This window comes from Actinophytocola sp. NPDC049390 (assembly GCF_044466355.1).
Classification (GTDB): Bacteria; Actinomycetota; Actinomycetes; order Mycobacteriales; family Pseudonocardiaceae; genus Actinophytocola.
Window position 1 is genome coordinate 517,449 of sequence record NZ_JBITMQ010000001.1, and the last position, 22,505, is coordinate 539,953.

A 22,505-nucleotide genomic window follows, 5' to 3' on the forward strand; every position below is an offset into this window, starting at 1 on the left:
GTGATTTGTGTTAAGTGGGGATGTGGGCATCGTACTTCGACCACACGCCCACTACGGTAGAAATCGTGATGTCCTACCTGCCGACCTGGATCGTGGTCGTCGTGGGGTTGTTGTTGCTCGGTTGGGTGTTGGTGCGGGTGCGCCGCCACGTGCGGCGGTTCAACCGGGCCGCGGCCGTCACCGGGGGCCACTTCAGCCACGAGACCGGCACCTTGAGAGCACGGTCCGCCGGGTTGCGGGTGGCGATGAGAGAGACCCGGGCACGGGTGAAGCGCGCTCCGGCTGACGTACCATCGAACGGCCGGGGGAGACAGGAGGAAGACCGTGGGTAACCTGGGTGTGCCCGAGCTGCTGATCATCGCGGGTGTGATCATTCTGCTCTTCGGGGCGCGGAAGCTGCCCGAGATGGCCCGTTCGCTCGGCAAGTCAGCCAAGGCCTTCAAGGAAGAGACCAAGGGCATGCGCGGCGAGGACGACGAGAAGCCCGCCGCCGCCGAGCCGCAGCAGCCGGTCCAGCAGCAGCTGCCTCCCACGCAGCCGCAGCAGACGAACGGCGTGACGCCGCAGTCGGTCGAGCAGCAGAACAAGAACGCCAGCTGAGAGAACAGGTCCTAGACGGTGGCGCGCAAATCGCACCGCCGGGACGACGGCCGTCGCGAGGCGAAGAAGCTTCGTAGTCGACGACACAATCCCGACGGCACCATGACCCTTCGGGATCACCTGTACGAGCTGCGGCACCGGCTCGGGCTTGCCCTGCTGGCCCTGCTCGCGGGCTGCATCCTCGGCTTCCTCTGGTTCCAGTGGCGGGTGGGTCCGATCCCCTCTCTCGGTCACCTGCTGACCGGGCCCTACTGCGAACTGCCCGCGAGCGTCCGGTTCGAGCCCGTGCCGGGCAAGTGCCAGTTGCTGCAGACGCAGCCGTTCGAGGCGTTCCTCATCCAGTTCAAGGTGGGTCTCGCCGCGGGAGCGGTCCTGACCAGCCCGTTCTGGCTCTACCAGATCTGGGCGTTCATCACGCCCGGGCTCTACGACAACGAACGCAAGTTCACCCGCATCTTCGTGGTGCTCGCGTCGTTCCTGTTCGCGTGCGGCGCCGCGCTCGCCTACTTCGTGGTCCCCAAGGGCCTCTCGGTGCTGGTGAGCTTCGGTGGCGACACGTTCATCGCGGCACTCGCGGCCAACGACTACATCTCGTTCGTGCTGGTGATGCTGCTGATCTTCGGTGTCAGCTTCGAGCTGCCGCTGCTGATCACGATGCTGAACCGGATCGGTGTCCTGCCCTACCGCAACCTCAGGAAGTGGCGCCGCGGGATCATCTTCATGCTGTTCGTGTTCGCGGCGATCGCGACGCCCGGCACCGACCCGATCGGCATGCTCGCCCTCTCCGGCGCCATGACGATCCTGTTCGAGCTGGCCGTGCAGATCGCCCGCGTCCACGACCGCAAGAAGGACCGCCAGGCGGTCGAGGAGGGCTGGGGTGACCCCGAGGACTACGACCTCGACGAGCCCAAGAAGGCAGACCGCGTCGGCACGGACGACGTGACCTGACATGCGCGCCGCCATGGTCGTGCACCCAGCGTCCGGGCTCGGCCGGGCGGGGCGCATCGCGAACACCGTCGCCGAGAAGCTGCGGACCGTCGTCGACGACCTCGTGACCGTCGAGGCGAACACGGTCGCCGACTCGCACCGGCTCATGCACAAGGCCCGGGACGCCGGCCTCGACCTGCTGGTCGTGGTCGGCGGCGACGGCTCGGCCCACCAGGGCGTCCAGTTCTGCGCCGACACCGGGGTCACCCTGGCGGTGATCCCGGCAGGCACCGGCAACGACCTCGCCCGCACCCTCGCGGGCGGGCCCGAGGACCCGCTGAAGGCCGCCGACAAGCTGGTCAGGGCACTCGGGGACGGCGCGACGACCACCATCGACCTCGGCCGCGTGGAGGGCGGGCCCTGGTTCGCCGGGGTCCTGTGCGCCGGGTTCGACTCCGCGGTCAACGAACGCGCCAACCGGATGCGCTGGCCGTCCGGCCCGCGCCGCTACGACCTGGCGATCCTCGCCGAGCTGGCGAGACTACGGGCCGGCCGCCTCACCGTCGAGGCCGACGGTGAGCGCACCGAGCTGGACGCCACCCAGGTCGCGGTCGGCAACATCCCGTTCTACGGCGGCGGCATCCCCATCTGCCCGGCCGCCGATCCCGCCGACGGGCGGTTCGACGTCACGCTCGTGCGCAAGGGCAGCCGCTTCGACCTGGTGAGGATGCTGCCCGGCCTGCGGTCCGGCAACCACGTCCACCACCCGATGGTGAGCACCTCCCGCGCCACCACGGTGCGCCTCGGCGAGGCCAACGGGTGGGTCGCCTACGCCGACGGTGAACGCATCGGGCCGTTGCCGGTCGAGGTGACCTGTGTCCCGAACGCGTTGAAGGTGGTCGGCCCGGCCACGTGACCCACCACCCATGTGACAACCTTGGGAACGTGGCTGTCAGCCCTTCTCCAGCATCCGGGCCAGTGCCCGAGCGTTCGCCCGCGGAGTCCTACACGGCCGCCCGCAGGCGCTCGAGCTACCCGAAGCTGACCGAGTTCGCCTCGGTGCTGTCGTTCACGCTGGACCCCTTCCAGGAGCAGGCGTGCGCCGCGCTCGAGGACGGGCACGGGGTGCTCGTGTGCGCGCCGACCGGCGCGGGCAAGACCGTGGTCGGCGAGTTCGCCGTGCACCTCGCGCTCGCCGACGGCCAGAAGTGCTTCTACACGACACCCATCAAGGCGCTGTCGAACCAGAAGTACGCCGACCTGGTCGAACGCTATGGCACGAAGTCGGTCGGGCTGCTCACCGGCGACACCTCGGTCAACGGCAACGCGCCGATCGTCGTGATGACCACCGAGGTGCTCCGCAACATGCTCTACGCGGGCTCCTCGACGCTCGACGGGCTCGGCTACGTGGTCATGGACGAGGTGCACTACCTCGCCGACCGGTTCCGCGGCGCGGTGTGGGAGGAGGTCATCCTGCACCTGCCCGAGTCGGTGCGGCTGATCAGCCTCTCCGCGACGGTCAGCAACGCCGAGGAGTTCGGCGACTGGCTCGTCGAGGTCCGCGGCGACACCACGGTCGTCGTCGACGAGCACCGGCCCGTGCCGCTGTGGCAGCACATGATGGTCAACAACCGGATGCTCGACCTGTTCACGGGCGAGGGCCCCGACGGCGAGCCCCGCATCAACCCGGAGCTGCTGCGCCGCACCGAGAACGAGAGCCGCACCCAGGTCACCTGGGGTCCGCGTGGCGGCCGCAACGGGCGGCGTTCCGGCGCGCCCCGCGGCCCCCGCTTCCGGCCGCCGTCGCGCGTCGACGTGATCACCCGGCTCGACGCGGCCGGGTTGCTGCCCGCGATCGTGTTCGTGTTCAGCCGGGTCGGCTGCGACGCCGCCGTCGCCCAGTGCGCCCGGTCCGGCATCCGCATGAACACCGAGGCCGAGGTCGCCGAGATCCGCCGGGTCATCGACGCCCGCACCAAGGACCTCAACGACGCCGACCTCCGCGTGCTCGGCTTCTGGGAGTGGCGGGAGGCCCTCGAACGCGGCTTCGCGAGCCACCACGCCGGCCTGCTGCCCGCGTTCAAGGAGACCGTCGAGGAGCTGTTCGTCCGCGGTCTCGTGAAGGTGGTGTTCGCGACCGAGACCCTCGCGCTCGGCATCAACATGCCGGCCCGCACGGTCGTGCTGGAACGGCTCGTCAAGTACAACGGCGAGGCGCACGTCGACCTGACGCCGGGGGAGTACACGCAGCTCACCGGTCGTGCGGGCCGCCGGGGCATCGACGTGGAGGGGCACGCGGTCGTCGTGTGGCAGCCGGGTGTCGACCCGCGCCAGGTCGGCGGGCTCGCGTCCACCCGCACCTACCCGCTGCGCTCGTCGTTCCGGCCCGCCTTCAACATGGCGGTCAACCTCGTCGACCGGCTCGGCGCCACGGCGGCACGCGAGATGCTGGAGCAGTCGTTCGCGCAGTTCCAGGCCGACCGCGGTGTTGTCGGGCTCGCGCGGCGGATCGAGCGCAACCGTGAGGCGCTCGCGGGCTACGCCGAGTCCATGACCTGCCACCTCGGCGACTTCAGCGAGTACGCGCGGCTGCGCGCCAAGCTGAACGAGCGCGAGAAGGCGTTGTCCCGCAAGAACTCCGCGGCCCGGCGTGCCGAGGCGGCCCGGTCGCTGGAGGCCCTGCGCAAGGGCGACGTGATCGCGGTGCCGTCCGGTCGCCGCGCCGGGTTGGCGATCGTCGTCGACCCCGGGCTCGACCCGACCGGCGACGCCCGCCCGCTCGTCCTCACCGAGGACCGCTGGGCAGGCCGGCTGTCGGTGGCCGACTTCCCGACACCGGTCGAGTCGCTCGGCCGGATCAAGCTGCCCAAGCAGGTCGACCTGCGGTCGCCGCGGTCGCGCCGGGACCTCGCGTCCACGTTGCGCAACACCGGCATCGAGGCCCCCGGCCGAGGCAAGCGGCACAGCCGAGGCGCTGGTGACGACGCCGAGGTCGCGGCGTTGCGCAGGGCACTGCGCAACCACCCGTGCCACGGCTGCAGCGACCGCGAGGCGCACGCGCGGTGGGCGGACCGGCACCGCAAGCTCGCCGCGGAAACGCAGTCGCTGGAACAGAAAGTCGCCGCGCAGACCCACTCGCTGGCCCGCGCGTTCGACCGCATCCGCACGCTGCTGACCGAACGCGGCTACCTGGAGGGCGAGAACACCGTCACCGACGACGGCAGGCGGCTCGCACGGCTCTACAGCGAGTCGGACCTGCTGGCGGCGGAGTGCCTGCGGCACGGCGTGTGGGACCGGTTGCCCCCGCCCGAGCTGGCGGCGGTCGTGTCGGCGCTGGTGTACGAGGCCCGCCGGGACGGGCCGAGCGAGGCCCGCGTGCCGGTCGGTCTGGTGTCGGACGCGCTGGCCGAGACCGCGCGGTTGTGGGCGGGGCTGGAGGCGGACGAACGGCGGCACAAGCTGGAACGCACCCGCCAGCCCGACGCGGGCTTCGCGTGGACGGTGTTCCGGTGGGCGCGTGGCGAGTCGCTGGAGCGGGTGATGACCGCCGCGGAGTCGGCGGGCAGCGAGTTCTCCGCGGGTGACTTCGTGCGGTGGTGCCGCCAGGTCATCGATCTGCTGGAGCAGTTGCGGGACGTGATGGGCGCGGACGCGCCGGTCGGCGCCGCCGCGAAGGAGGCGGTGAAGGCGATGCGGCGTGGTGTGGTGGCGCTCGGGACCGCGTGAGTGCGCCCGGCACTGGTCCACGAGGGTTCGATTAGCGTGGCGGACCACACGCCCTACCCACGTCCCGCTATGGTTTGATCGCGCCCTGGCACGACCTCGATTTCGCGGAGGCGAACAATGACCAGCCCTTACGGGCCGCCCGGTGGGAACGACCCGCAGCAGCAGTGGGGACAGCAGCCCTACGGCGGTGCTCCCACCCCCGGCACCCCGTCCGGCGGGATGCCTGCGCAGGGTGGTTACCCCCAGCAGCCTGGTCAGCAGCAGCCCTATGGGGGTTACGGCCAGCAGCCCCAGCCGACGCAGCAGTACGGGCAGCCGCAGTACGGCCAGCAGCCCCAGTACGGGCAGCAGCCGTCGGGTGAGTACCCGAACCCCTACCAGCACCCATACCAGCAGCAGCCGGCCAAGAAGGGCGGCGGCGCCTGGATCTGGATCACGATGGTGGTCGTGGTGCTGGCGGCGGCCGCGTTCCTGGTGCTCGGGCTGGTGACGCCGGGCTTCCTGAACACGAAGGTGCTGGACCAGGCCGCGCTCGAGGGCGACGACGGCGTCAAGAAGATCCTCGTCGACGAGTACAAGGTCAAGGACGTCGAGTCGGTCAGCTGCCCCGCGGACCAGGAGGTCAAGCAGGGCAACAAGTTCGAGTGCACCGTGAAGATCGGTGGCGACGAGCCGAAGGACGTCAAGGTCACCATCACGATCACCAACGAGGAGAACGCCGAGTACCAGGTGTCCCTCCCCGAGGAAGCCAAGTAGGTCTCGCGAAGCCCCGGACCGGTGGCAGGTTGCTGCCACCGGTCCGGGGCTTCTCCGTACACTCAAGGGGACAAAACGGACGTCCCCCGACAGATGAGGAACTTCGTGCGCTTTCGCCCGGTACTCGCCCTGATCCCCGCGCTGGCCCTGGTCGCCTGCTCCGAAGTGCCCGACGTGCCTGACGTGCCCGACGTACCTGACGTGCCTGACGTGCCGTCGCTGGAGAACCTCAGCGAGAGCGCGCTCGAAGGCGCGGACGGCATCAAGAAGGTGCTCGCGGAGCAGTACCAGCTCACCGACGTCGGCAGCGTCGACTGCCCGCCCACGCCGTCGCTGAGCTTCGAGAAGGGCGCCACCTTCGAGTGCACCGTCGTGGTCGCGGGGGAGGAGCGCACCGTCGAGGTGAGCGTCCTCAACGAGGAAGGCGGCATCCAGGTCAGCGAGCCGAAGTAATCGGTCGCGTTCCGGGCCTTCGGTGTGCATCATCGGGCGGTGACCCAGACTCTCCTGCCCACCGGGCTGGCGTTCCGTGCCGTGGCACAGGACGCGCTGCGCGATGCCCACGACCTGTTCCTCGCCGCGCTGCACGCCAAGCCCGCGTCGGACGAGCAGTGGGACGTGATGCGGCACGCCTACGTCGCCGACCGGACGTTCGGCGCCTTCGACGGCGAGCGCCAGGTCGGTACGGCGGTGTCGTTCCCGGGGAGTCTCACCGTGCCCGGCGGCGCGGTCCTGCCGATGGCGGGCGTCACCTATGTCGGCGTGCGCAGCGACCACCGGCGCCGGGGCGCGCTCACCGGCATGATGCGCGCGCAGCTCGAGGACCTCGCGGCGCGTGGGGAGGTGTTCGCCGCGCTGCACGCGTCGGAACCGGTGATCTACGGCCGTTTCGGCTACGGCATCGCCACGGTCGCACGTGATCTCAAGGTGAACCCGAAGCGTGCGCGGCTGCGCCCGGAGGTGCCGGGTGGGGGCACCGTCCGCCTCCTCGACAAGGACGAGGTGGTCCCCGCGCTCAGTGCCGCCTACCCGGCGCTGCTGCCGACCCGCGCCGGTCTGATGGGCCGCTCGCCGCAGTGGTGGAGCCTCAGCTACGACCGCAGGCTCAGGACCGACCACTTCCTGGTCGCCGCGCACTTCTCGGACGCGGGGGACATCGACGGCTGGGTCGGCTACAAGCCGGCGGAGTCGTCGTCGGCCGACCCGCGGGCGGGCGCCACCCTGTACGTGCTCGACTTCCAGGCCGCCGACCAGACCGTCGCCAACGACCTGTGGCGCTACCTCGTCGGCGTGGACCTGGTCGACGAGGTCGTCGCCTACCTCCGGCCCGCCGACGACCCGATCGAGGCGATGCTCGTCGACGCGTACGCCGTGCGCGGGGAGACCGAGGGCGAGCTGTGGCTGCGGGTGGTCGACGTGCCCGCCGCGCTCGCCGCCCGCGCCTACGGCGCCGCGGAACCGGTGGTCGTCGAGGTCGCCGATCCGTTCCTGCCCGCCAACTCCGGCCGGTACCGGATCAGCACGCACGGGGCGGAACGGGTCACGGACGAGCCCGCGCTCACCATGAACGCCGAGGTGCTCGCGATGGTGTACCTCGGCGCGTGGCGGCCCAGCGTGCTCGCCGGGATCGGGCGGATCACCGTCGCCGACCCGGCCGCGCTGCCGGCCGCCGACCGGCTGTTCGCGGTGGACCAGCCCGCCTGGAACGGCTCACTCTTCTAGCAGACCGAGGTCGGTGAACATGGTGTGGCACCAGTCCAGGGCCGTGTCCAGGTTCGTCCACTGTGGATCCTCGGGCTTGAGGTACGGGAACACGTACGGGTCGGTGACCTCCTCGGGCAGGTCCTCCGGCAGGCAGTGCGACGGGAGCCCGTAGGCTTCGTCGCACATCCAGTCCGCCAGGTCGGGCTCCTGCGCGTCCCACACGGCGAACCACAACCGCCGCAGCATCAACGGGTGGGCGACCGCGAAGATCAGCCTGCCGAGGTCGAGCGGTTCGCCCGCCGACACCACCCGCGCCACCGCGTTGGCGCGGTGGTCGTCGATCAGACCGACGAAACCGGACCAGATCTCCACGCTGTGCCCGGCGGCGATGATCGCCGAGCACAGCGTGGCGAGCGCGATGCCGCGGTTGCGGATCAACGAGTGCGGCGTCCTGTTCGAGTAGCACGCGGGCACGAGGAACGCGACGATCCGCCCGCGCCGCGACGTCTGCCGCGGTACCGCGTCGACCATGCACTCGGGCACACCCGCGACGTAGGCGCCGATGTCGACCTCGCTGCCGGTCACGTCCCACGCCGGTTCCAGCGTGGTGACCGAGGCGCCGAGACCCGCCCGTTCCCGCAGCGCGCCGACCGTGACCTCGGTGTCGCGTAACGGCACCGACCACCCGTCCACCGCGAGCCGGAGCGCCTCCTCCCACGATCCGCCCGCCCACACGTCGTGCGCGTGCCTGCCCTCGCCGGGGATCGTCTCGGGCCGCTGTACCGCTTCGAGGAACTCGTGCCACGAGTACAGCGGCGGCAGCGCGATCTCGGTCACGACGTCAGCCCCAGGGCCGAGCGGTGCGCGTCGGACAGACCGCGGATCACCCGCCAGCTCACCACCTGGTCGTAGGTCGCGCCCGCGGCGAGCAGCCGGGCGCCGTCGTAGCTCACCCGTGGCGAGAACATCACCGGCAGCTGCTTGTCCGTCGCGACCTCCCGCAGCCTGCGCACCTCGGTGAGCAGTTGGCGTACGAGCCGCTTCTTCGCGGGCGCGAGCCCCAACGCGACGCGCTCCTCGAGCTGTTCGTCGACCGGCACCTCCATCGTCACGAACCGGTCCAGCGTGGCGGCGTCGAGTGCCTGGCGCCCGACGTACCGGCGGTCGCCACCGCTGCCGTACGTGTTGCCCGTCGCCACGAGGCGGAAGTCGGGGTGCGCGGACACCATGCCGTCGGCGAACGCGCAGACCCCGAGCGCGAGGGCCTGGTTGAGCTCGGCGAGCAGGCCAGGGTGACCGTTGTCCAGCTCGTCGAGCAGCATGACGCCACCGTGCTCGAAGGCACGGCGGAACGGCGTGTCGTGGTAGTTGCCGTGCGCGTCGTAGTAGCCGAACACCTTGCTCATCGGCGTGGTCGGGCCCAGCGAGATGGCCTGCAGCGGCAGGCCGAGCGCCTCGGCGGCATGCGTGGCGAGCATCGACTTGCCGGTGCCCGCCGGGCCGACGAGCAGCACGTGGCAGCGCGCGCCGAGGGCGAGCAGCAGTTCGGGCAGGACCTCGTGCGTGTACCCGGTGACCCGGTTGTGCTCCCCGTTGGGCAGGCGGACCTCGACGGGCCGCGGGACGTACTCGGCGGCCGCCTTCTCGGCGGCCTCGCGGGCGAGCTCGACCACCTCGGTCCTGGCCGCGTCGAGCGCCGCGTTCGCCTTCTCCGTCGCCGCCGCGACGAAGGCACGCACCTCCTGCCGGGCCTCGTCGACCGCGCGCTGTGCGGTCCCGGTCGCCGTCGTGGCGAGTTCGGCGACCTCCTGTCGTGCCGTGTTGACCGTCTTCTCGGACGCCGCGGCGAGGTCGGTCACCCGGCCGCGGGCCTGTGCGAGCGCCACCTCGGCCTTCTCGCCCGCGTCCCGCGCGAGTGCTTCGACCTCGGCGCGGGCCTGTGCGAGCGCGGCGTCGGCACGTGCCGTGGCGTCGTGGGCGAGCCGGACCACGTCGGCACGTGCCAGCTCGATGTCCTCCCGCACCACGTCGACCATCGCGCCCGCGGTGTCCGTCGCGGCGTCCGCGGCCGTGCTGCTCGCCACCTGCCTGATCTCGGGCAGCAGTGGTTCGAGCGCGGAGGCCGCCACGACCGGGTCGGCGAAGCGCGCGCCGACGGCCCGCCGCGTGGCGTGCTCCACCATCTGGCCCAGGTTGCGCTCGTGCAGCACCGCACGCGCGGCGTCGATTGAGATCTGGTGCAGCTCGAGCTTGGTCGCTTCCCGCACGAGTCCTCCGCGTCCGGTTCGGGTTGGCTCTCCAACAAGTACCGGAGGCGGGCCGGGAGGGGTCCCCCGATGTCACGTTCAGGCCGCGTAGCGGTCGGCGCGCTCCTGCCCGGACAGCGCGCCGATCGCACGCATGACCTCGTCGGTGACCGCGCGGCGGGCGGCGGCCGACGTCGGGTCGCCCGCGAAGGTCAGCGGACGCCCGAACCGGACGGTCACCCGGTGCGGGCGGGGCAGCCGCGTGCCGACCGGCTGCAGCCGCTCGGTGCCGTCGAGCGCCACCGGCACGACCGGCGCGCCCGTGGTGAGCGCGAGCCAGCCGACCCCCGTGCGTCCGCGGTACAGCCTGCCGTCGAGCGACCGCGTGCCTTCCGGGTAGATGCCGAACACGTTGCCGCGGGCGAGCACCTCGCGTGCGGTCTCGAGCGAGGCCTGCGCGGCGCGATGGCTGCCGCGGCGCACCGGCACCGACCCGGCCGCGGTGAAGAACCAGCGCACGAACCTGCCGCGCAGCCCCCGGCCGGTGAAGTACTCGGCCTTGGCGAGGAAGGTGACCCGCCGCGGCGCGGCGAGCCGGATGACGACGCTGTCGATGAAGGACAGGTGGTTGCTGGCGAGGATGACCGCGCCAGACGCGGGCAGGTGGTCCCGGCCCTCGGTCCGGATCAGGAACACGTGACGACCTGCCCCGCCCACGACAGACCGCCGCCGAACCCGAACAGCAGGGCCTTCGCGCCCGGCCGGATCTCGTTGCGTGCCAACAGTTTCGACAGCGCGATGGGGATGGAGGCGGCGGAGGTGTTGCCGGACTCGACGACGTCGGTCGCCACCACCACGTCCGGCACGTCCAGCCGAGCCGCGATGGCCTCGATGATCCGCAGGTTGGCCTGGTGGGTGACGATCGCGCCGAGATCGCGTGGTGCGATCCCCGCCCGCTCACACGTCTGCCGCGCGAGCGGCGCCAGGGTCGTGGTGGCCCAGCGGAACACGGTCTGCCCGTCCTGCGCGAACATGGGGTGCCAGTCGCCGAGGATGCGGACGGCGTTGCCCAGCGTGGGGTCGGACCCCCAGACGACCGGCCCCACGTGCTCTTCCGGGCTGGCCGAGAGCACCGCCGCTCCGGCGCCGTCGCCGAGCAGCACGCACGTCGACCGGTCGGTCCAGTCGGTGATGTCGCTCATCTTCTCGGCGCCGATCACGAGCGCGTGCCGGGCGGCGCCCGCGCGGATGGCGTGGTCGGCGGTGGCGAGGACCGTGCAGAACCCCGCGCAGGCGTTGTTGACGTCGAACGCGGCGGCGGCCGGGATCCCGAGCCGCCCGGCGACCTGCGCGGCGATGCTCGGAGAGCGGTCGATCGCCGTACAGGTGGCGACCTGCACCAGGCCGATGTCGGCGGGCGCGATCCCCGCCGTGGCCAGTGCCTTGTCCGCGGCGGCCGCCGCGAGGTCGGTGACGGTCTCGTCGCGTGCGATGTGGCGGGTCGCGATGCCGGTGCGCCTGCGGATCCACTCGTCGCTGGTGTCGACCGTGTGGGCGAGGTCGTCGTTGGTGAGGACGTGGCTGGGCTGGTGGTGGCCCATGGCGGCGATGCGCGATCCCGGCACTGGTGCTCCTTTAGCGTCCGAACGTTCGGTCGCCAAATGCTACAGTGCCTCCCATGAGTCCGCGACGGTCAGTTGCCGAGGCCCGCCAGACGAGGGCCGACATCCTGGCGGCCGGGGTGCGCCTGGCGTCCGCGGACGGACTGGAGGGCCTGACGATCGGCAGGCTGGCGACCGAGCTGCGGATGAGCAAGTCAGGCGTATTGGGACACTTCGGGTCCAAGGAGGAGCTCCAGCTGGCGGTGGTCGACGCGGCGGCGGAGATCTTCGCCCGCGAGGTCCCGGACCGGGTCCGAGACGTCAGGCCGGGTCTGCAGAAGCTGACCGCGATGTGCGCGGCGTGGGTGTCGTACCTCGAACGCCGGGTCTTCCCGGGCGGCTGCTTCTTCATGGCGGCCGCGACGGAGTTCGACGACCGGCCGGGGCGCGTCCACGACACGATCGTCGGCCTGACGTCGGTGTGGGACCGGGACCTGTACCGCCAGATCCGCACCGCGACGGCCGATGGCGACCTGCCCGCGGACACCGACGCCGACCAAATGGTGTTCGAGGTGTCGGGTGTGATGCTCGGGTTGAACACCGCGCTGCAACTGCGGCGGGACGCGAGCGCACCCGCCCGCGCGCGAAGGGCGCTGGGGAGACTGCTGGGCCAGCCGATCGCCGCGGTGACGCTGCTGATGGTGCTGGCCTCCGGCCCCCGGTTCCAGCCTCCCACGAGGCACCGACGGTTCCGGTTCCCCAGACGCCGGTTGTCCACGGCCTGACCGAGCCCGCCCGGTTGTCCACACGCTCGCCCGGCGGGTCCCACCGCTGTCGGTGCCCGCCGGTAGCGTGGCAACCGGGGGCCGGAGGCCGGACCCCACCGCCGAGGTAGCGTGACCGCGTGGTCAAGCGTGTGCTCGTCGCCCTCTTCACGGTCGCGCTCGTCGGCGCGTGCGGGCCCGACGACGGCTCCGATGGCCCCGACCTCTCCCGGTTCGCCGTCGTCAGCCCGGCAACGCCGCCAGCAGCCGGTCGATAGACGCGCCCAGGTCCCACTTCTCCTGCAGTTCGCGGACCCGGGCCAGATCCCGCGGTGACGACGGCACCCGATCGTCGCGGTCCTGCACGACCTCCGCGTCCAACGCCACCCGCACCACGACCGGCGCGGCCGCGACGTACTCCGCCGCGTCCGCCAACGCCGTCCGCACCCGCAGGGGCACGTCGCTCGGCGTGGCCGCCGCCGCGGTGAGCAGGCCCGCCAGCGAACCGTACTTGGTCATCAGGCGGGCGGCGGTCTTCTCGCCGATGCCCGCGACACCCGGCAGGCCGTCCGACGGATCTCCGCGCAGCAGAGCCATGTCCGCGTACGCGATGCCCGTGTTCTCCGCGGGCAGCGCGTACTTCTCCGCCAGCTCACGAGGCCCGAGGACCTCCGCCTTCGCCCAGCCCCGGCCGACGTACACGACGCTGGCCGGCGTCGGCTCGTGGCGGATCACCTGGAACAGGTCGCGGTCACCGGTCACGACCTCGACCGGGTCGGCGGACTCGCGGTGCACGAGCGTGCCGATCACGTCGTCTGCCTCGTAGCCGTCCGCCTCGGCCACCGCGAAACCGAACGCGTCCAGCACGTCCAGGATGATCGGGACCTGGGGCGTCAGCGTGTCCGGCACCTCCTCGACGTTGTTCACCGGGTCGGCGACGCGATGCGTCTTGTACGTCGGCAGCGCGTCGACCCGGAACGCCGGGCGCCAGTCCGCGTCCATGCACGCCACCAGCCGGGACGGGCGGCGGTCGGTGAGGATCCGCGCGATCGTGTCCGTGAACCCGCGCACGGCGTTCACCACCGTGCCGTCCGGCGCGGTCATCGAGTCGGGCAGCGCGTAGTAGGACCGGAAGTACAGGCTCGCCGAGTCCAGCAGTACGAGTGGGCCAGTCACGGGGTCAGCCTGCCATGCCCGCGCCGAGGGGCAGAATCACCCGCGTGCGTGTCGCGATGCTCGGCCCCCTCACCGTGCTGGCCGGAGACGGATCACCGGTGCCGGTCACCGGTGCCCGCCTGCGCACGCTCCTGATCCTCCTCGCACTCGACGCGGGCCGGGTCGTGTCCACCAGCAGGCTGGTCGACGGTGTCTGGGGCGACGAGCCACCCGCCGAGGCCGCGAACGCCTTGCAGGCACTCGTGTCCCGGCTGCGCCGCACCGGCCTCACCGTCGAGTCCCGGCCCACCGGCTACGTCCTCGCGCTCGACCCCGACGAGGTCGACGTCCACCGCTTCGAACGACTCGCGAGCCAGGGCGGGACCACCGACGCACTCGCACTGTGGCGCGGTCCGGCGCTCGCCGACGCCGCCACCGCCGCGTTCGCGCAAGCGCCGATCGCGCGCCTGACCGAACTGCGGCTCGCCGCGCTCGGCGACCGGATCGAGGCCGACCTCGCGGACGGCGGCGCCGACCTCGTGCCGGAGCTCGAGTCGCTCGTCGCCGAACACCCGCTGCGGGAACGGTTCGCCGGGCTGCTCATGCGCGCGCTCGCGAACGCGGGCCGCACCGCGGCCGCGCTCGCCGTGTTCGCCCGCGTCCGGGACACGCTCGCCGACCAGCTCGGCGCCGACCCGTCCGCCGAGCTGACCGCGCTGCACGGCGAACTCCTCCGCACGCCCGTCACGCACGACGACCGGAGGAGGACCAACCTCCGCGCCGGGCTCACCAGCTTCGTCGGCCGTGACGACGAACTCGCGACCGTGACCGCCATGGTCGGCGAGTCGCGGCTCGTCACGCTCACCGGGCCGGGCGGCTCCGGCAAGACCCGGCTCGCCACCGAGGTCGGCCACGGGCTGGTCGGCGGACAACCCGACGGCGTGTGGTTCGTCGAGCTGGCGCCCGTCGGCGATGGCGGGGACGTGCCGCAGACCGTGCTCACCGCCCTCGGCCTCCGCGGGTTGCCCGCGGTCGTCGGCGCGGCGAGCCGCGGCAGGCCAGAGCCGGCCGACAGCCCCATCGAACGGCTCGCCGCCGCACTGTCCACCCGGTCGTCGCTGCTGGTCCTGGACAACTGCGAGCACCTCGTCGCCGCCGTCGCCGCGGTCGTGGACCGGCTGCTCGGCGACTGCCCGCGACTGCACGTCCTCGCCACCAGCCGCGAACCGCTCGGCATCACCGGCGAGACGCTCTGGCCGGTCGCGCCGCTCGCGCTGCCGCCCGCCGACACCGACCCGGCCGACGCGCTCGGCTACCCGGCCGTGCGGCTGCTCGCCGAACGCGCTCGCGCGGTCCGGCCCGGGTTCACCGTCGACGCACCGCTGATGGTGCGGGTCTGCCGCGCGCTCGACGGCATGCCGCTCGCCATCGAGCTGGCCGCGGCACGGCTGCGCACGATGTCCCTCGACCAGCTGGCCACCCGCCTCGACGACCGCTTCCGCCTCCTCACCGGCGGCAGCAGGATGGCCCTGCCCCGGCACCAGACACTGCGCGCGGTCGTCGACTGGAGCTGGGACCTGCTGGACGACGACGAGCGCACGCTGCTGCGCAGGCTGTCGATCTTCTCCGGCGGAGCCACCCTCGAGGCCGCCGAGCAGGTGTGCGCCGGTCCCGACCTGCCCGCCGACCGCGTGCTCGACCTGCTCACCGCCCTCGTGGACAAGTCACTCGTATCGCTTGCCGGTGACCGGTACCGGCTCCTGGAGACGATCAAGGCGTACGGCCGGGAGCGGCTGGCCGAGGCGGGGGAGTCCGACCGGGTGCGGGACGCGTTCGTCGCGTGGTTCACCCGGCTCGCCGAGGTCGCGGAGCCGCACCTGCGCCGCGCCGAGCAGCTCGAGTGGATGCGCAGGCTCGAAGGTGACCACGACAACCTGCACGCCGCCGTGCGCGCCGCGATCGCGGCGGACTCGGCCGCCATGGCGGCACGCCTGGTCAACAGCGTCGGCTGGTACTGGTGGCTGTCCGGGAACAAGACCGAGGGCGCCGAGCTGTCCGCGGACGTGGTGGCCATGTCGGGCGAGGTGCCGCCCAGGGAGCGCGCGCTCTCGCTCGGCCTGGCCGCGCTGCTCGCGATCGACGGCTCGTTCGACCACGAGAGCGCGGCCGCGTGGTTCCGTCAGGCGGTCGAGCTGGCGGCCGAGAACACCGACGACCACCCGCTGCTGCGACTGATCGTGGTGCTCGACGAGATGATGATCTCCTATGGTGCGCCCAGTGTGGCGGTGAACCGGCACCTGGCCGACGTCATCGAGAACGGGGGCGACCCGTGGGCCGCCGGGTGCGCGCTGGCGATCCGCGCGCACACCTACCTCAACGCCGGGCTGCGGCACGAGGACTCCGAGGCGGACTTCCGTGCGGCGCTGGCCGCGTTCCGCTCGGTCGGTGAACGGTGGGGGATGTCGTTCACCCTGTGCTCGCTCGCCGACCTGGTCGCGTGGCGAGGAGACTTCGCGACCGCGATCTCCTACTACGAGGAGGCGAACGGGCTGTTCGCCGAACTGGTCACCAACGAGGACCTGGTCCGCTACCGGCTGAGCCTCGCGTCGCTGTACGTCAACCTCGGCGAGGACGACCGCGCGGCGGCGGCGCTCGTGGCGGCCGAACGCGACGCCGAGCGCGGCGGCCTGCCGGAGGGGTTCGCCGGGGTCGCGCACGCCCGCGCCGACTTCGCCCGTCTCGCGGGCGACCTCACCGAGGCCCGCGGACAGCTCGACCGCGTGCGGGAGCTTGCGCGGCAGGCCCGGTCGCGGGTCGGGGTGGCGCCGCAGTTCTACTCGCTCATCGAGACGTCGTTCGGCTACTACGCCACTGCCGTCGGCGACCTGGACACCGCCGCGGCCCACCACGCGCGGGCGCTGGAGCTGGCCATCGGCAGCAACGACGCGCCGGTCATCGCGACCGTGCTGGTCGGCGCCGCGGACCTGACCCTGCGCCGGGGCGAGCCGCGCCGGGCCGCGGTGCTGCTCGGCGCGAGCGAGGGAGTGCGCGGCACCAAGGACCTCTCCCAGCTGGACTACGTGCGGGTCGACGCCGCGGTCCGCGCGGCACTCGACGACGACGACTTCGTCGCGTGCTACGCCGAGGGCCGTGCGACGACCAGGGAGACCGTGCGCGACCTCGTCGGGCACCCGAACGGCGTGAACGGGTGACAGGTCAGCTGACCCGTCACCCGTTCACCCCGTCAGACCCGCTTGCGGAAGGCACGCACCGCGAGCGGCGCGAACACCACCAGGACGCCCGCCGCCCACAGCAGCGCCCCGCTCACCGGTCCGGCGACCGGGCCGCTGACCAGCAGGCCGCGCATCCCGTCGGCCAGGACCGTCACCGGGTTCACGTCCACCCAGCCCTGCAGCCAGCCGGGCATCGTGCCGGTGGGCACGAACGCGTTGGACACGAACGTCAGCGGGAACATCACGGCGAACCCGAAGACCATCACCCGGTCCGGCTCGCTCACGAGCACGCCGACCAGCACCGAGATCCACGAGAACGCGACCGCGAAGGCGAGCAGCAGGCCGAACGCGCCGAGCACGCCGAGGAACCCGTTGTCGCCGACCCGGAAACCCATGAGCGCGCCGAGTCCGAGCAGCAGCGCCATCGCCCACGCCTGCTTCACGGTGTCCGCCACGATCCGCCCGGTGAGCGGCGCCCACCGGGCGATCGGCAGCGAACGCAGCCGGTCGAACACGCCCTTCGTCAGGTCGTTGTTCAGGCCGAGCCCGGTGTTCATGGTGCCGAACAACGCGTTCTGCACGATGATCCCGGGCAGCGCGAAGGTCAGGTAGTCGCCGGTCGAGCCGGCGATCGCGCCGCCGAACACGTACGTGAACAGCAGCAGGAACATGATCGGCTGGATGCTGAAGTCGATCAGCTCCATGGGGTTGTGCTTGATCTGCACCAGCGTGCGCCACGACAGCGACACGCTCTGGCGGAGACCTTCCGCCGGCCGCACCCTCGGCGGCAGAGCGACGACGGCGGCGGTCATGCCGGGGTCCTTTCCAGGTCAGGTGTATCGGTGCTCTCCTCCGCGCGGTGCCCGGTGAGGCTCAGGAACACCTCGTCCAGGCTCGCGTCCCGCAGCGCCAGCTCGGCCACGGTCACCCGGGCGTCGTCGAGCCTGCGGACCACGGCGGGCAGCAGCGCCGGATCGGTGACGGTGGCCGTCACGGTCGTGTCCTCGACCGCCGGCACCACCCCGGTCAGCTCCCGCACGATCGCGGTCACGACCGGCAGGTGGGCGGGCTCCGACGGGCGCACCACGAGCGGCTGCGCGCCGGTGCGCGCCTTCAGCTCGGCGGGCGTGCCGGTGGCGATGACCCGGCCGTGGTCGATGACCGCGATCTCGTCCGCCAGCTGGTCGGCCTCGTCCAGGTACTGCGTGGTCAGCAGCACGGTGACGCCGTCGGCGACGAGGTCGCGCACCATCCGCCACAGACCGAGGCGGCTGCGCGGGTCCAGCCCGGTCGTCGGCTCGTCCAGGAACAGCACGCGCGGCCTGCCGATCAGGCTCGCCGCCAGGTCCAGCCGCCGCCGCATGCCACCGGAGTACGTCTTCACCGCGCGGCCCGCGGCGTCGCTGAGGTCGAACCGCGTGAGCAGGTCCCCGGCGTTCGCCTTCGCCTCGGCCCGCGACTGGCCCAGCAGCCTGCCGATGAGCAGGAGGTTCTCGAAACCGGTGAGCATCTCGTCGACCGAGGCGTACTGCCCGGTCAGCCCGACGAGCTGCCGCACGCGGTGCGCGTCGCGGACGACGTCGTGCCCGCACACGGCCGCGTGCCCGGAGTCTGGGGCGAGCAGGGTGGCGAGAACGCGCACGGCGGTCGTCTTGCCCGCGCCGTTCGGGCCCAGGATGCCGAGCACGCTGCCGGTGCGCGCCGCGAGGTCGACGCCCGCGAGCGCCGTCGTCTCACCGAACCGCCTGGCCAGCCCTTCGGCCAGCACCGCGTTGTCCATCGTGGTTCCCCCTCGGGATGAAATGGCCGGGACGTGGTCCGTCCCGCGGTCGTCGCCGACGATGCGCCGGTGCGCTGATATGCGGCTGAGACCGGCCTGACACGGCGCGCACACCGTGCTGAGGCCCGTTTCGCGGGTCGAGGGCTAGGCTTTCCGACATGTCGACCACCGTCTCCGCGATCAACCCCGCGGCACTGTCGAAGCGGCTCGACCGCGCGGCCGCCGCTGCCGCGAGCGCCGGGGTGGCCGCCCTGCTCATGGCGCCCGGTTCGGACCTGCGGTACCTCCTCGGCGCGAGTGGCAGCTCGTTCGAGCGCCTGACGTGCCTCGTCGTGCCGGCCGACGGCGCGCCGACACTGGTGGTGCCGAAGCTGGAGGCGCCCGGCTACGACCCCGTGCCGCTTCGCGACCTCGGGATCCAGGTCGCGACGTGGGTCGACGGGGAGGACCCGTACGGGCTGGTCGCGTCGCTGGTCGGCAACCCCGGGAAGGTGGCGGTCGGCGACGTGATGGTGGCGATGCACGTGCTCGGCCTGCGGTCCGCGCTGCCGGACGCCGAGCAGGTGCTGGCCGGGTCGATCGTGCGTGAGCTGCGGATGCGCAAGGACGCCGAGGAGATCGCCGAGCTGCGGGCGGCGGGTGCCGCGATCGACCGCGTGCACGCCCGCATGGCGGAGTTCCTGCGAGTCGGTCGTACCGAATCCGAGGTCGGCGCGGACATCGCGGCCGCCATCGTCGAGGAGGGCCACACGGTCGCCGAGTTCGTGATCGTCGGCTCCGGCCCGAACGGCGCGAGCCCGCACCACGGGGTGTCCGACCGGGTGATCGAGGCGGGCGACGTCGTGGTGATCGACATCGGCGGCCCGGTCCCGTCCGGCTACTGCTCGGACAGCACCCGCACGTACGTCATGGGCGAGCCACGCGATACCGACGTACTGAAGACCTACGCGGTGCTGCAGGAGGCGCAGCAGGCGGCGGTCGACGCGGTCCGCCCGGGCATCCCGGCGCAGGACGTCGACGCGGCCGCCCGCGACGTGATCGCCGCCGCCGGGTTCGGCGAGTACTTCATCCACCGCACCGGCCACGGCATCGGGCTCGACGTGCACGAGCACCCGTACATCGTGGGCGGCAACGACCTGCTCCTCGAACCGGGCATGGCGTTCTCGGTCGAGCCGGGCATCTACCAGGCGGGCCGGTGGGGCGCGCGGATCGAGGACATCGTGGTGGTCACCGAGGACGGCGTCGAGCCGCTCAACACCCGCCCGCACGACCTCGTGTCGCTGCCCGTCCGATGACCGCGTCCGAGCTGGAGCCGATCGACCAGGCGATCGCGCGCGAGCTGGCCGAGGACGGCCGGTGCAGCTTCACGGACCTGGCGGAGCGGGTCGGGCTGTCCGTCTCCGCCGTGCACCAGCGGGTGCGGCGGCTCGAGCAGCGCGGCGTGATCCGCGGCTACCACGCCCAGCTCGACGCCGAGGTGATCGGGCTGCCGCTCACCGCGTTCATCTCGCTGACCCCGATCGACCCGGCCGCCCCGGACGACTACCCGACGCGGCTGGAGCACATCCGCGAGATCGAGGCGTGCTACTCGGTGGCGGGCGACGAGTCGTACATCCTGCTGGTCCGGGTGGCCTCCCCGGCCGCGCTCGAGGACCTGCTGCGGCAGATCCGCGAGGCCGCGAAGGTCTCCACCCGGACCACGGTCGTGCTCTCGACCCCCTACGAGGGCCGTTCGCCCGCGCTGTAGGCAGTGACCCGCGCTAGCGGACCGCCACCAGGACATGGTCGTCGCCGAACTGCCACACCGGGCCCGCCTCGGCGAACCCGGCCTGCCGCAGCAGCTCCGCGTGCTGCCACACGGTGAGCCCGTTCTCGCCGCTGTGCGCGATGGCCGCGTTCGAGCGGGCGTCGATCAGCGGCGCCAGCTCGTCGTCGGCGCGCAGCGCCTGCCACCACGCGGACCACTCCTCGTTGTCCTGCGTGCCGACGCGGCGTGTGCGGGCACGGCGGACGGCGTCGGCGATGCCGTCCAGGGCGGGCTGGCCGAGCCCCATGTTGTCGGCGTTGACGAATACCCCGCCGGGCCGCAGGTTCCGCGCCAGGACGCGGTACAGCTGACCCAGATCGTCCGGCGACAGCCAGTGCAGCGCCGTGCTCGACACCGCCGCGTCCCACGGCCCGGGCAGGCCGGTCGCGTCGGTCCAGCCGGGGTCGGCGAGGTTCGCCTCGATCAGCCGCACGCGCGGGTTGGTGTTCGCGCGGCCGAGCCCCAGCAGCAGCGGGTCGGCGTCCACGCCGACCACCTGGACCTCCGGCAGCGCGTCGGCCAGCCGCTGGGACAGCGAGCCGGGGCCGCACCCGAGGTCCACCACCGTGGCGGGCCCGTCCCCGGCCGCCGCGGTGACCACGTCGATGACCACGCGGAACCGCTCCTCGCGGTCGGGCACGTAGCGTTCCTGCTGTGCGTCCCACCGCTCGAGCCACCGGGTCGCCACCGCGCTCTGCACCGTTTGCCGCATGATTCCTCCGTAACTGGCGTTAAGCTTGACGACAGTGACGCTAACCCGAACAGGAGTAACTGGTCAAGTGGAGTTCGACAGTCACACAAGCGACGTGGTCGGGTATGCGGTGAAGTTGATCAACGACGTCACGCCCGGCGAACGGCACGGCCGCCCGTTCCACGCACCGGAGGGCGACGCGCTGACGGCCGCGGTCCGCGACGCGGTCCCGGCTTCCCGTACACCTGACTCGCCAACGCCCGCGGACGCGGTGGAGCTGGCCGCATGGGCGGGGCGGCTGCGCTTCGTGGTGGAGCTCGTCGACAGCGGCGACGTGGACGCGGCGTGCGTCGAGCTGAACACGATCATGCGCGAGGTGAACGCGGTGCCCACGCTGTCGCGGCACGACGACGAGCCGTGGCACCTGCACTTCCACAGCGCCGACGCGTCGTGGCCGGTCAGCTGGGCGGCGCCCATGGCCACCGGGCTCGCGATCGTGCTGGGCAACCCGGCCATCGACCGGCTCGGGCTCTGCAACGCGCCCGCGTGCGACCGGGTGTACGTCGACGTCTCGCGGAACGGCACGCGGCGCTTCTGCTCCACCGCGTGCCAGAACCGCGTGAAGGCGGCGGCCTTCCGGGCGCGGAAGGCCGCCGAGAGCTGACTACTTGCCCAGGAAGTCCGCGAGGCCCTTCAGGTCATCCGTGTTGATGTGGTCCACGTCCGCCGCGACCAGCTCACGCCAGATCGCGTCGCGCTCCGCGCCGGGCGCGTCCGGGGTGGCCCAGAACCGGACCCGCTGACCCGCTCGGTGCGCGGTCCGCACGATGTCCCGCAGCTTCGCCTGCTCGGCGGCGGGCATCGCACCGACACCCCGCCACGAGAACAGGTTCGTCCAGTTGTCCGACACCAGCGGCGTCAGGCGCGCGTCCGAGCCGGGGCCCAGGTCCGACTGGTTGGCAATACGACCGTCATAGAACGCGACCCGGGTGGGCTGTGCCGCCATCGTCGCGCGCGGCCGGTTGCCGGACACCACCGCGGTGACCGCGCGGGTGCGGACGTGGCCGTACCGGTAGCTGGTCCACAGGAACGCGTAGCGCGGCTCCCGCAGCAGCGCGTCGAGCGCGGCGTAGGTCGACTCGCCCTCGGTCTTGATGTCGATCAGCAGCTGGAAGTCGCGGTAGCCGCGGAAGACACCGCCATGGTTGGCGATCACCCGCTCCCGCAACGGTTCCAGGTACAGCGCGGTCAGCGTGCGGGCCGGGTCGAGGTCCTCCGGGTCGTGCGCGACGAGCAGCTCGCCGCCGACCAGGTAGATGTCGGCCTCCACGCTCGTGAAGCCCTCGTCGAGCGCGTCGAACAGGGGACGTGCGTGCTCGTAGTCGTTGTGCGCGTGGGCCTGCGCCAGCGGGCGGACCCGGTCGTGCGTGGGTGTCGCGGTCGCGGGCACGGCGCCGGCGACGAGGCCGAGGACGGCCAGCAGGAGAATCAGGGGACGCCGCAAGGGACAACCTC

The 22,505-nt window shown here is 72.2% G+C and carries 23 protein-coding genes; 14 read left to right on the top strand and 9 right to left on the bottom strand.

The window, feature by feature from the left end:
• The first annotated feature begins 68 nt into the window (after positions 1 to 68).
• The 8 genes from ACIBVP_RS02345 (at position 69) to ACIBVP_RS02380 (ending at position 7,731) form a co-directional block, all read left to right on the top strand.
• The gene (locus ACIBVP_RS02345; protein ID WP_396104911.1) at positions 69 to 332 is read left to right on the top strand and encodes a bacteriophage holin; all 264 of its coding nucleotides are present in this window, start codon (positions 69 to 71) and stop codon (positions 330 to 332) included.
• Position 333: 1 nt separating this feature from the next.
• Positions 334 to 600, top strand: a complete 267-nt coding sequence (gene tatA, locus ACIBVP_RS02350) for a Sec-independent protein translocase subunit TatA (RefSeq protein ID WP_396104912.1) — start codon at positions 334 to 336, stop codon at positions 598 to 600.
• Between the two features lie 18 nt (positions 601 to 618).
• Complete coding sequence (tatC, locus tag ACIBVP_RS02355; protein ID WP_396104142.1) at positions 619 to 1,548, top strand: twin-arginine translocase subunit TatC; 930 nt, start codon at positions 619 to 621, stop codon at positions 1,546 to 1,548.
• 1 nt (position 1,549) lies between these two features.
• Positions 1,550 to 2,443, top strand: a complete 894-nt coding sequence (locus ACIBVP_RS02360; protein ID WP_396104143.1) for a diacylglycerol/lipid kinase family protein — start codon at positions 1,550 to 1,552, stop codon at positions 2,441 to 2,443.
• 62 nt (positions 2,444 to 2,505) lie between these two features.
• Positions 2,506 to 5,253 (top strand): DEAD/DEAH box helicase, encoded by a 2,748-nt coding sequence (locus ACIBVP_RS02365; RefSeq protein WP_396104144.1) that lies wholly within the window; start codon positions 2,506 to 2,508, stop codon positions 5,251 to 5,253.
• 117 nt (positions 5,254 to 5,370) lie between these two features.
• A complete protein-coding gene (locus ACIBVP_RS02370; RefSeq protein ID WP_396104145.1) occupies positions 5,371 to 6,009 on the top strand; it encodes a DUF4333 domain-containing protein in 639 nt (212 codons plus the stop codon).
• A 105-nt stretch (positions 6,010 to 6,114) separates the two neighbouring features.
• Positions 6,115 to 6,462: a DUF4333 domain-containing protein gene (locus ACIBVP_RS02375; protein ID WP_396104146.1), complete on the top strand. Its 348-nt coding sequence runs from the start codon at positions 6,115 to 6,117 to the stop codon at positions 6,460 to 6,462.
• A 39-nt stretch (positions 6,463 to 6,501) separates the two neighbouring features.
• The gene (locus ACIBVP_RS02380) at positions 6,502 to 7,731 is read left to right on the top strand and encodes a GNAT family N-acetyltransferase (RefSeq protein WP_396104147.1); all 1,230 of its coding nucleotides are present in this window, start codon (positions 6,502 to 6,504) and stop codon (positions 7,729 to 7,731) included.
• Here the strand turns inward: ACIBVP_RS02380 and ACIBVP_RS02385 are convergent.
• The 4 genes from ACIBVP_RS02385 to ACIBVP_RS02400 form a co-directional block, all read right to left on the bottom strand.
• A complete protein-coding gene (locus ACIBVP_RS02385; RefSeq protein WP_396104148.1) occupies positions 7,720 to 8,550 on the bottom strand; it encodes a hypothetical protein in 831 nt (276 codons plus the stop codon). The two genes, ACIBVP_RS02380 and ACIBVP_RS02385, sit on opposite strands and share 12 nt — an antisense overlap.
• Entirely contained in the window at positions 8,547 to 9,980 is a 1,434-nt protein-coding gene (locus ACIBVP_RS02390; RefSeq protein ID WP_396104149.1) for an AAA family ATPase, read from the bottom strand. Before ACIBVP_RS02390 ends, ACIBVP_RS02385 begins: the two co-directional genes overlap by 4 nt.
• Before the next feature lie 78 nt (positions 9,981 to 10,058).
• Positions 10,059 to 10,655 carry a lysophospholipid acyltransferase family protein gene (locus ACIBVP_RS02395; protein ID WP_396104150.1) on the bottom strand — a complete coding sequence of 199 codons (597 nt, stop codon included), beginning with the start codon at positions 10,653 to 10,655 and terminating at the stop codon, positions 10,059 to 10,061.
• Entirely contained in the window at positions 10,646 to 11,584 is a 939-nt protein-coding gene (locus ACIBVP_RS02400) for a beta-ketoacyl-ACP synthase III (protein WP_396104151.1), read from the bottom strand. Before ACIBVP_RS02400 ends, ACIBVP_RS02395 begins: the two co-directional genes overlap by 10 nt.
• 53 nt (positions 11,585 to 11,637) lie before the next feature.
• Between ACIBVP_RS02400 and ACIBVP_RS02405 the strand changes: the two genes are divergently transcribed.
• The gene (locus ACIBVP_RS02405) at positions 11,638 to 12,345 is read left to right on the top strand and encodes a TetR/AcrR family transcriptional regulator (RefSeq protein ID WP_396104152.1); all 708 of its coding nucleotides are present in this window, start codon (positions 11,638 to 11,640) and stop codon (positions 12,343 to 12,345) included.
• A gap of 119 nt (positions 12,346 to 12,464) precedes the next feature.
• Entirely contained in the window at positions 12,465 to 12,602 is a 138-nt protein-coding gene (locus ACIBVP_RS02410; protein ID WP_396104153.1) for a hypothetical protein, read from the top strand.
• Here ACIBVP_RS02410 and ACIBVP_RS02415 read toward each other — a convergent pair.
• Positions 12,568 to 13,500, bottom strand: a complete 933-nt coding sequence (locus tag ACIBVP_RS02415) for a 5'-3' exonuclease H3TH domain-containing protein (RefSeq protein ID WP_396104154.1) — start codon at positions 13,498 to 13,500, stop codon at positions 12,568 to 12,570. The genes ACIBVP_RS02410 and ACIBVP_RS02415 overlap by 35 nt on opposite strands.
• A 44-nt stretch (positions 13,501 to 13,544) precedes the next feature.
• Between ACIBVP_RS02415 and ACIBVP_RS02420 the strand changes: the two genes are divergently transcribed.
• Entirely contained in the window at positions 13,545 to 16,691 is a 3,147-nt protein-coding gene (locus ACIBVP_RS02420; RefSeq protein ID WP_396104155.1) for a BTAD domain-containing putative transcriptional regulator, read from the top strand.
• 32 nt (positions 16,692 to 16,723) lie between these two features.
• Here the strand turns inward: ACIBVP_RS02420 and ACIBVP_RS02425 are convergent, their stop codons facing one another.
• Positions 16,724 to 17,524, bottom strand: coding sequence for an ABC transporter permease (locus ACIBVP_RS02425; protein ID WP_396104156.1), 801 nt, complete (start codon positions 17,522 to 17,524; stop codon positions 16,724 to 16,726).
• Positions 17,521 to 18,492, bottom strand: coding sequence for an ATP-binding cassette domain-containing protein (locus ACIBVP_RS02430; RefSeq protein WP_396104157.1), 972 nt, complete (start codon positions 18,490 to 18,492; stop codon positions 17,521 to 17,523). The genes ACIBVP_RS02425 and ACIBVP_RS02430 overlap by 4 nt, the downstream gene beginning before the upstream one ends.
• A gap of 158 nt (positions 18,493 to 18,650) precedes the next feature.
• Here ACIBVP_RS02430 and ACIBVP_RS02435 point away from each other — a divergent pair, with 158 nt between their 5' ends.
• Positions 18,651 to 19,787 carry a M24 family metallopeptidase gene (locus ACIBVP_RS02435; RefSeq protein WP_396104158.1) on the top strand — a complete coding sequence of 379 codons (1,137 nt, stop codon included), beginning with the start codon at positions 18,651 to 18,653 and terminating at the stop codon, positions 19,785 to 19,787.
• The gene (locus ACIBVP_RS02440) at positions 19,784 to 20,239 is read left to right on the top strand and encodes an Lrp/AsnC family transcriptional regulator (protein WP_396104159.1); all 456 of its coding nucleotides are present in this window, start codon (positions 19,784 to 19,786) and stop codon (positions 20,237 to 20,239) included. The genes ACIBVP_RS02435 and ACIBVP_RS02440 overlap by 4 nt, the downstream gene beginning before the upstream one ends.
• Positions 20,240 to 20,252: 13 nt before the next feature.
• Here the strand turns inward: ACIBVP_RS02440 and ACIBVP_RS02445 are convergent, their stop codons facing one another.
• Positions 20,253 to 21,011: a methyltransferase domain-containing protein gene (locus ACIBVP_RS02445; RefSeq protein WP_396104160.1), complete on the bottom strand. Its 759-nt coding sequence runs from the start codon at positions 21,009 to 21,011 to the stop codon at positions 20,253 to 20,255.
• A gap of 67 nt (positions 21,012 to 21,078) precedes the next feature.
• On the opposite strand from ACIBVP_RS02445, the gene ACIBVP_RS02450 reads away from it, so the two are divergent.
• Positions 21,079 to 21,654, top strand: coding sequence for a CGNR zinc finger domain-containing protein (locus ACIBVP_RS02450; RefSeq protein ID WP_396104161.1), 576 nt, complete (start codon positions 21,079 to 21,081; stop codon positions 21,652 to 21,654).
• Here ACIBVP_RS02450 and ACIBVP_RS02455 read toward each other — a convergent pair whose 3' ends face one another.
• A complete protein-coding gene (locus tag ACIBVP_RS02455) occupies positions 21,655 to 22,494 on the bottom strand; it encodes a phosphatidylinositol-specific phospholipase C/glycerophosphodiester phosphodiesterase family protein (RefSeq protein WP_396104162.1) in 840 nt (279 codons plus the stop codon).
• Positions 22,495 to 22,505: the final 11 nt, after the last annotated feature.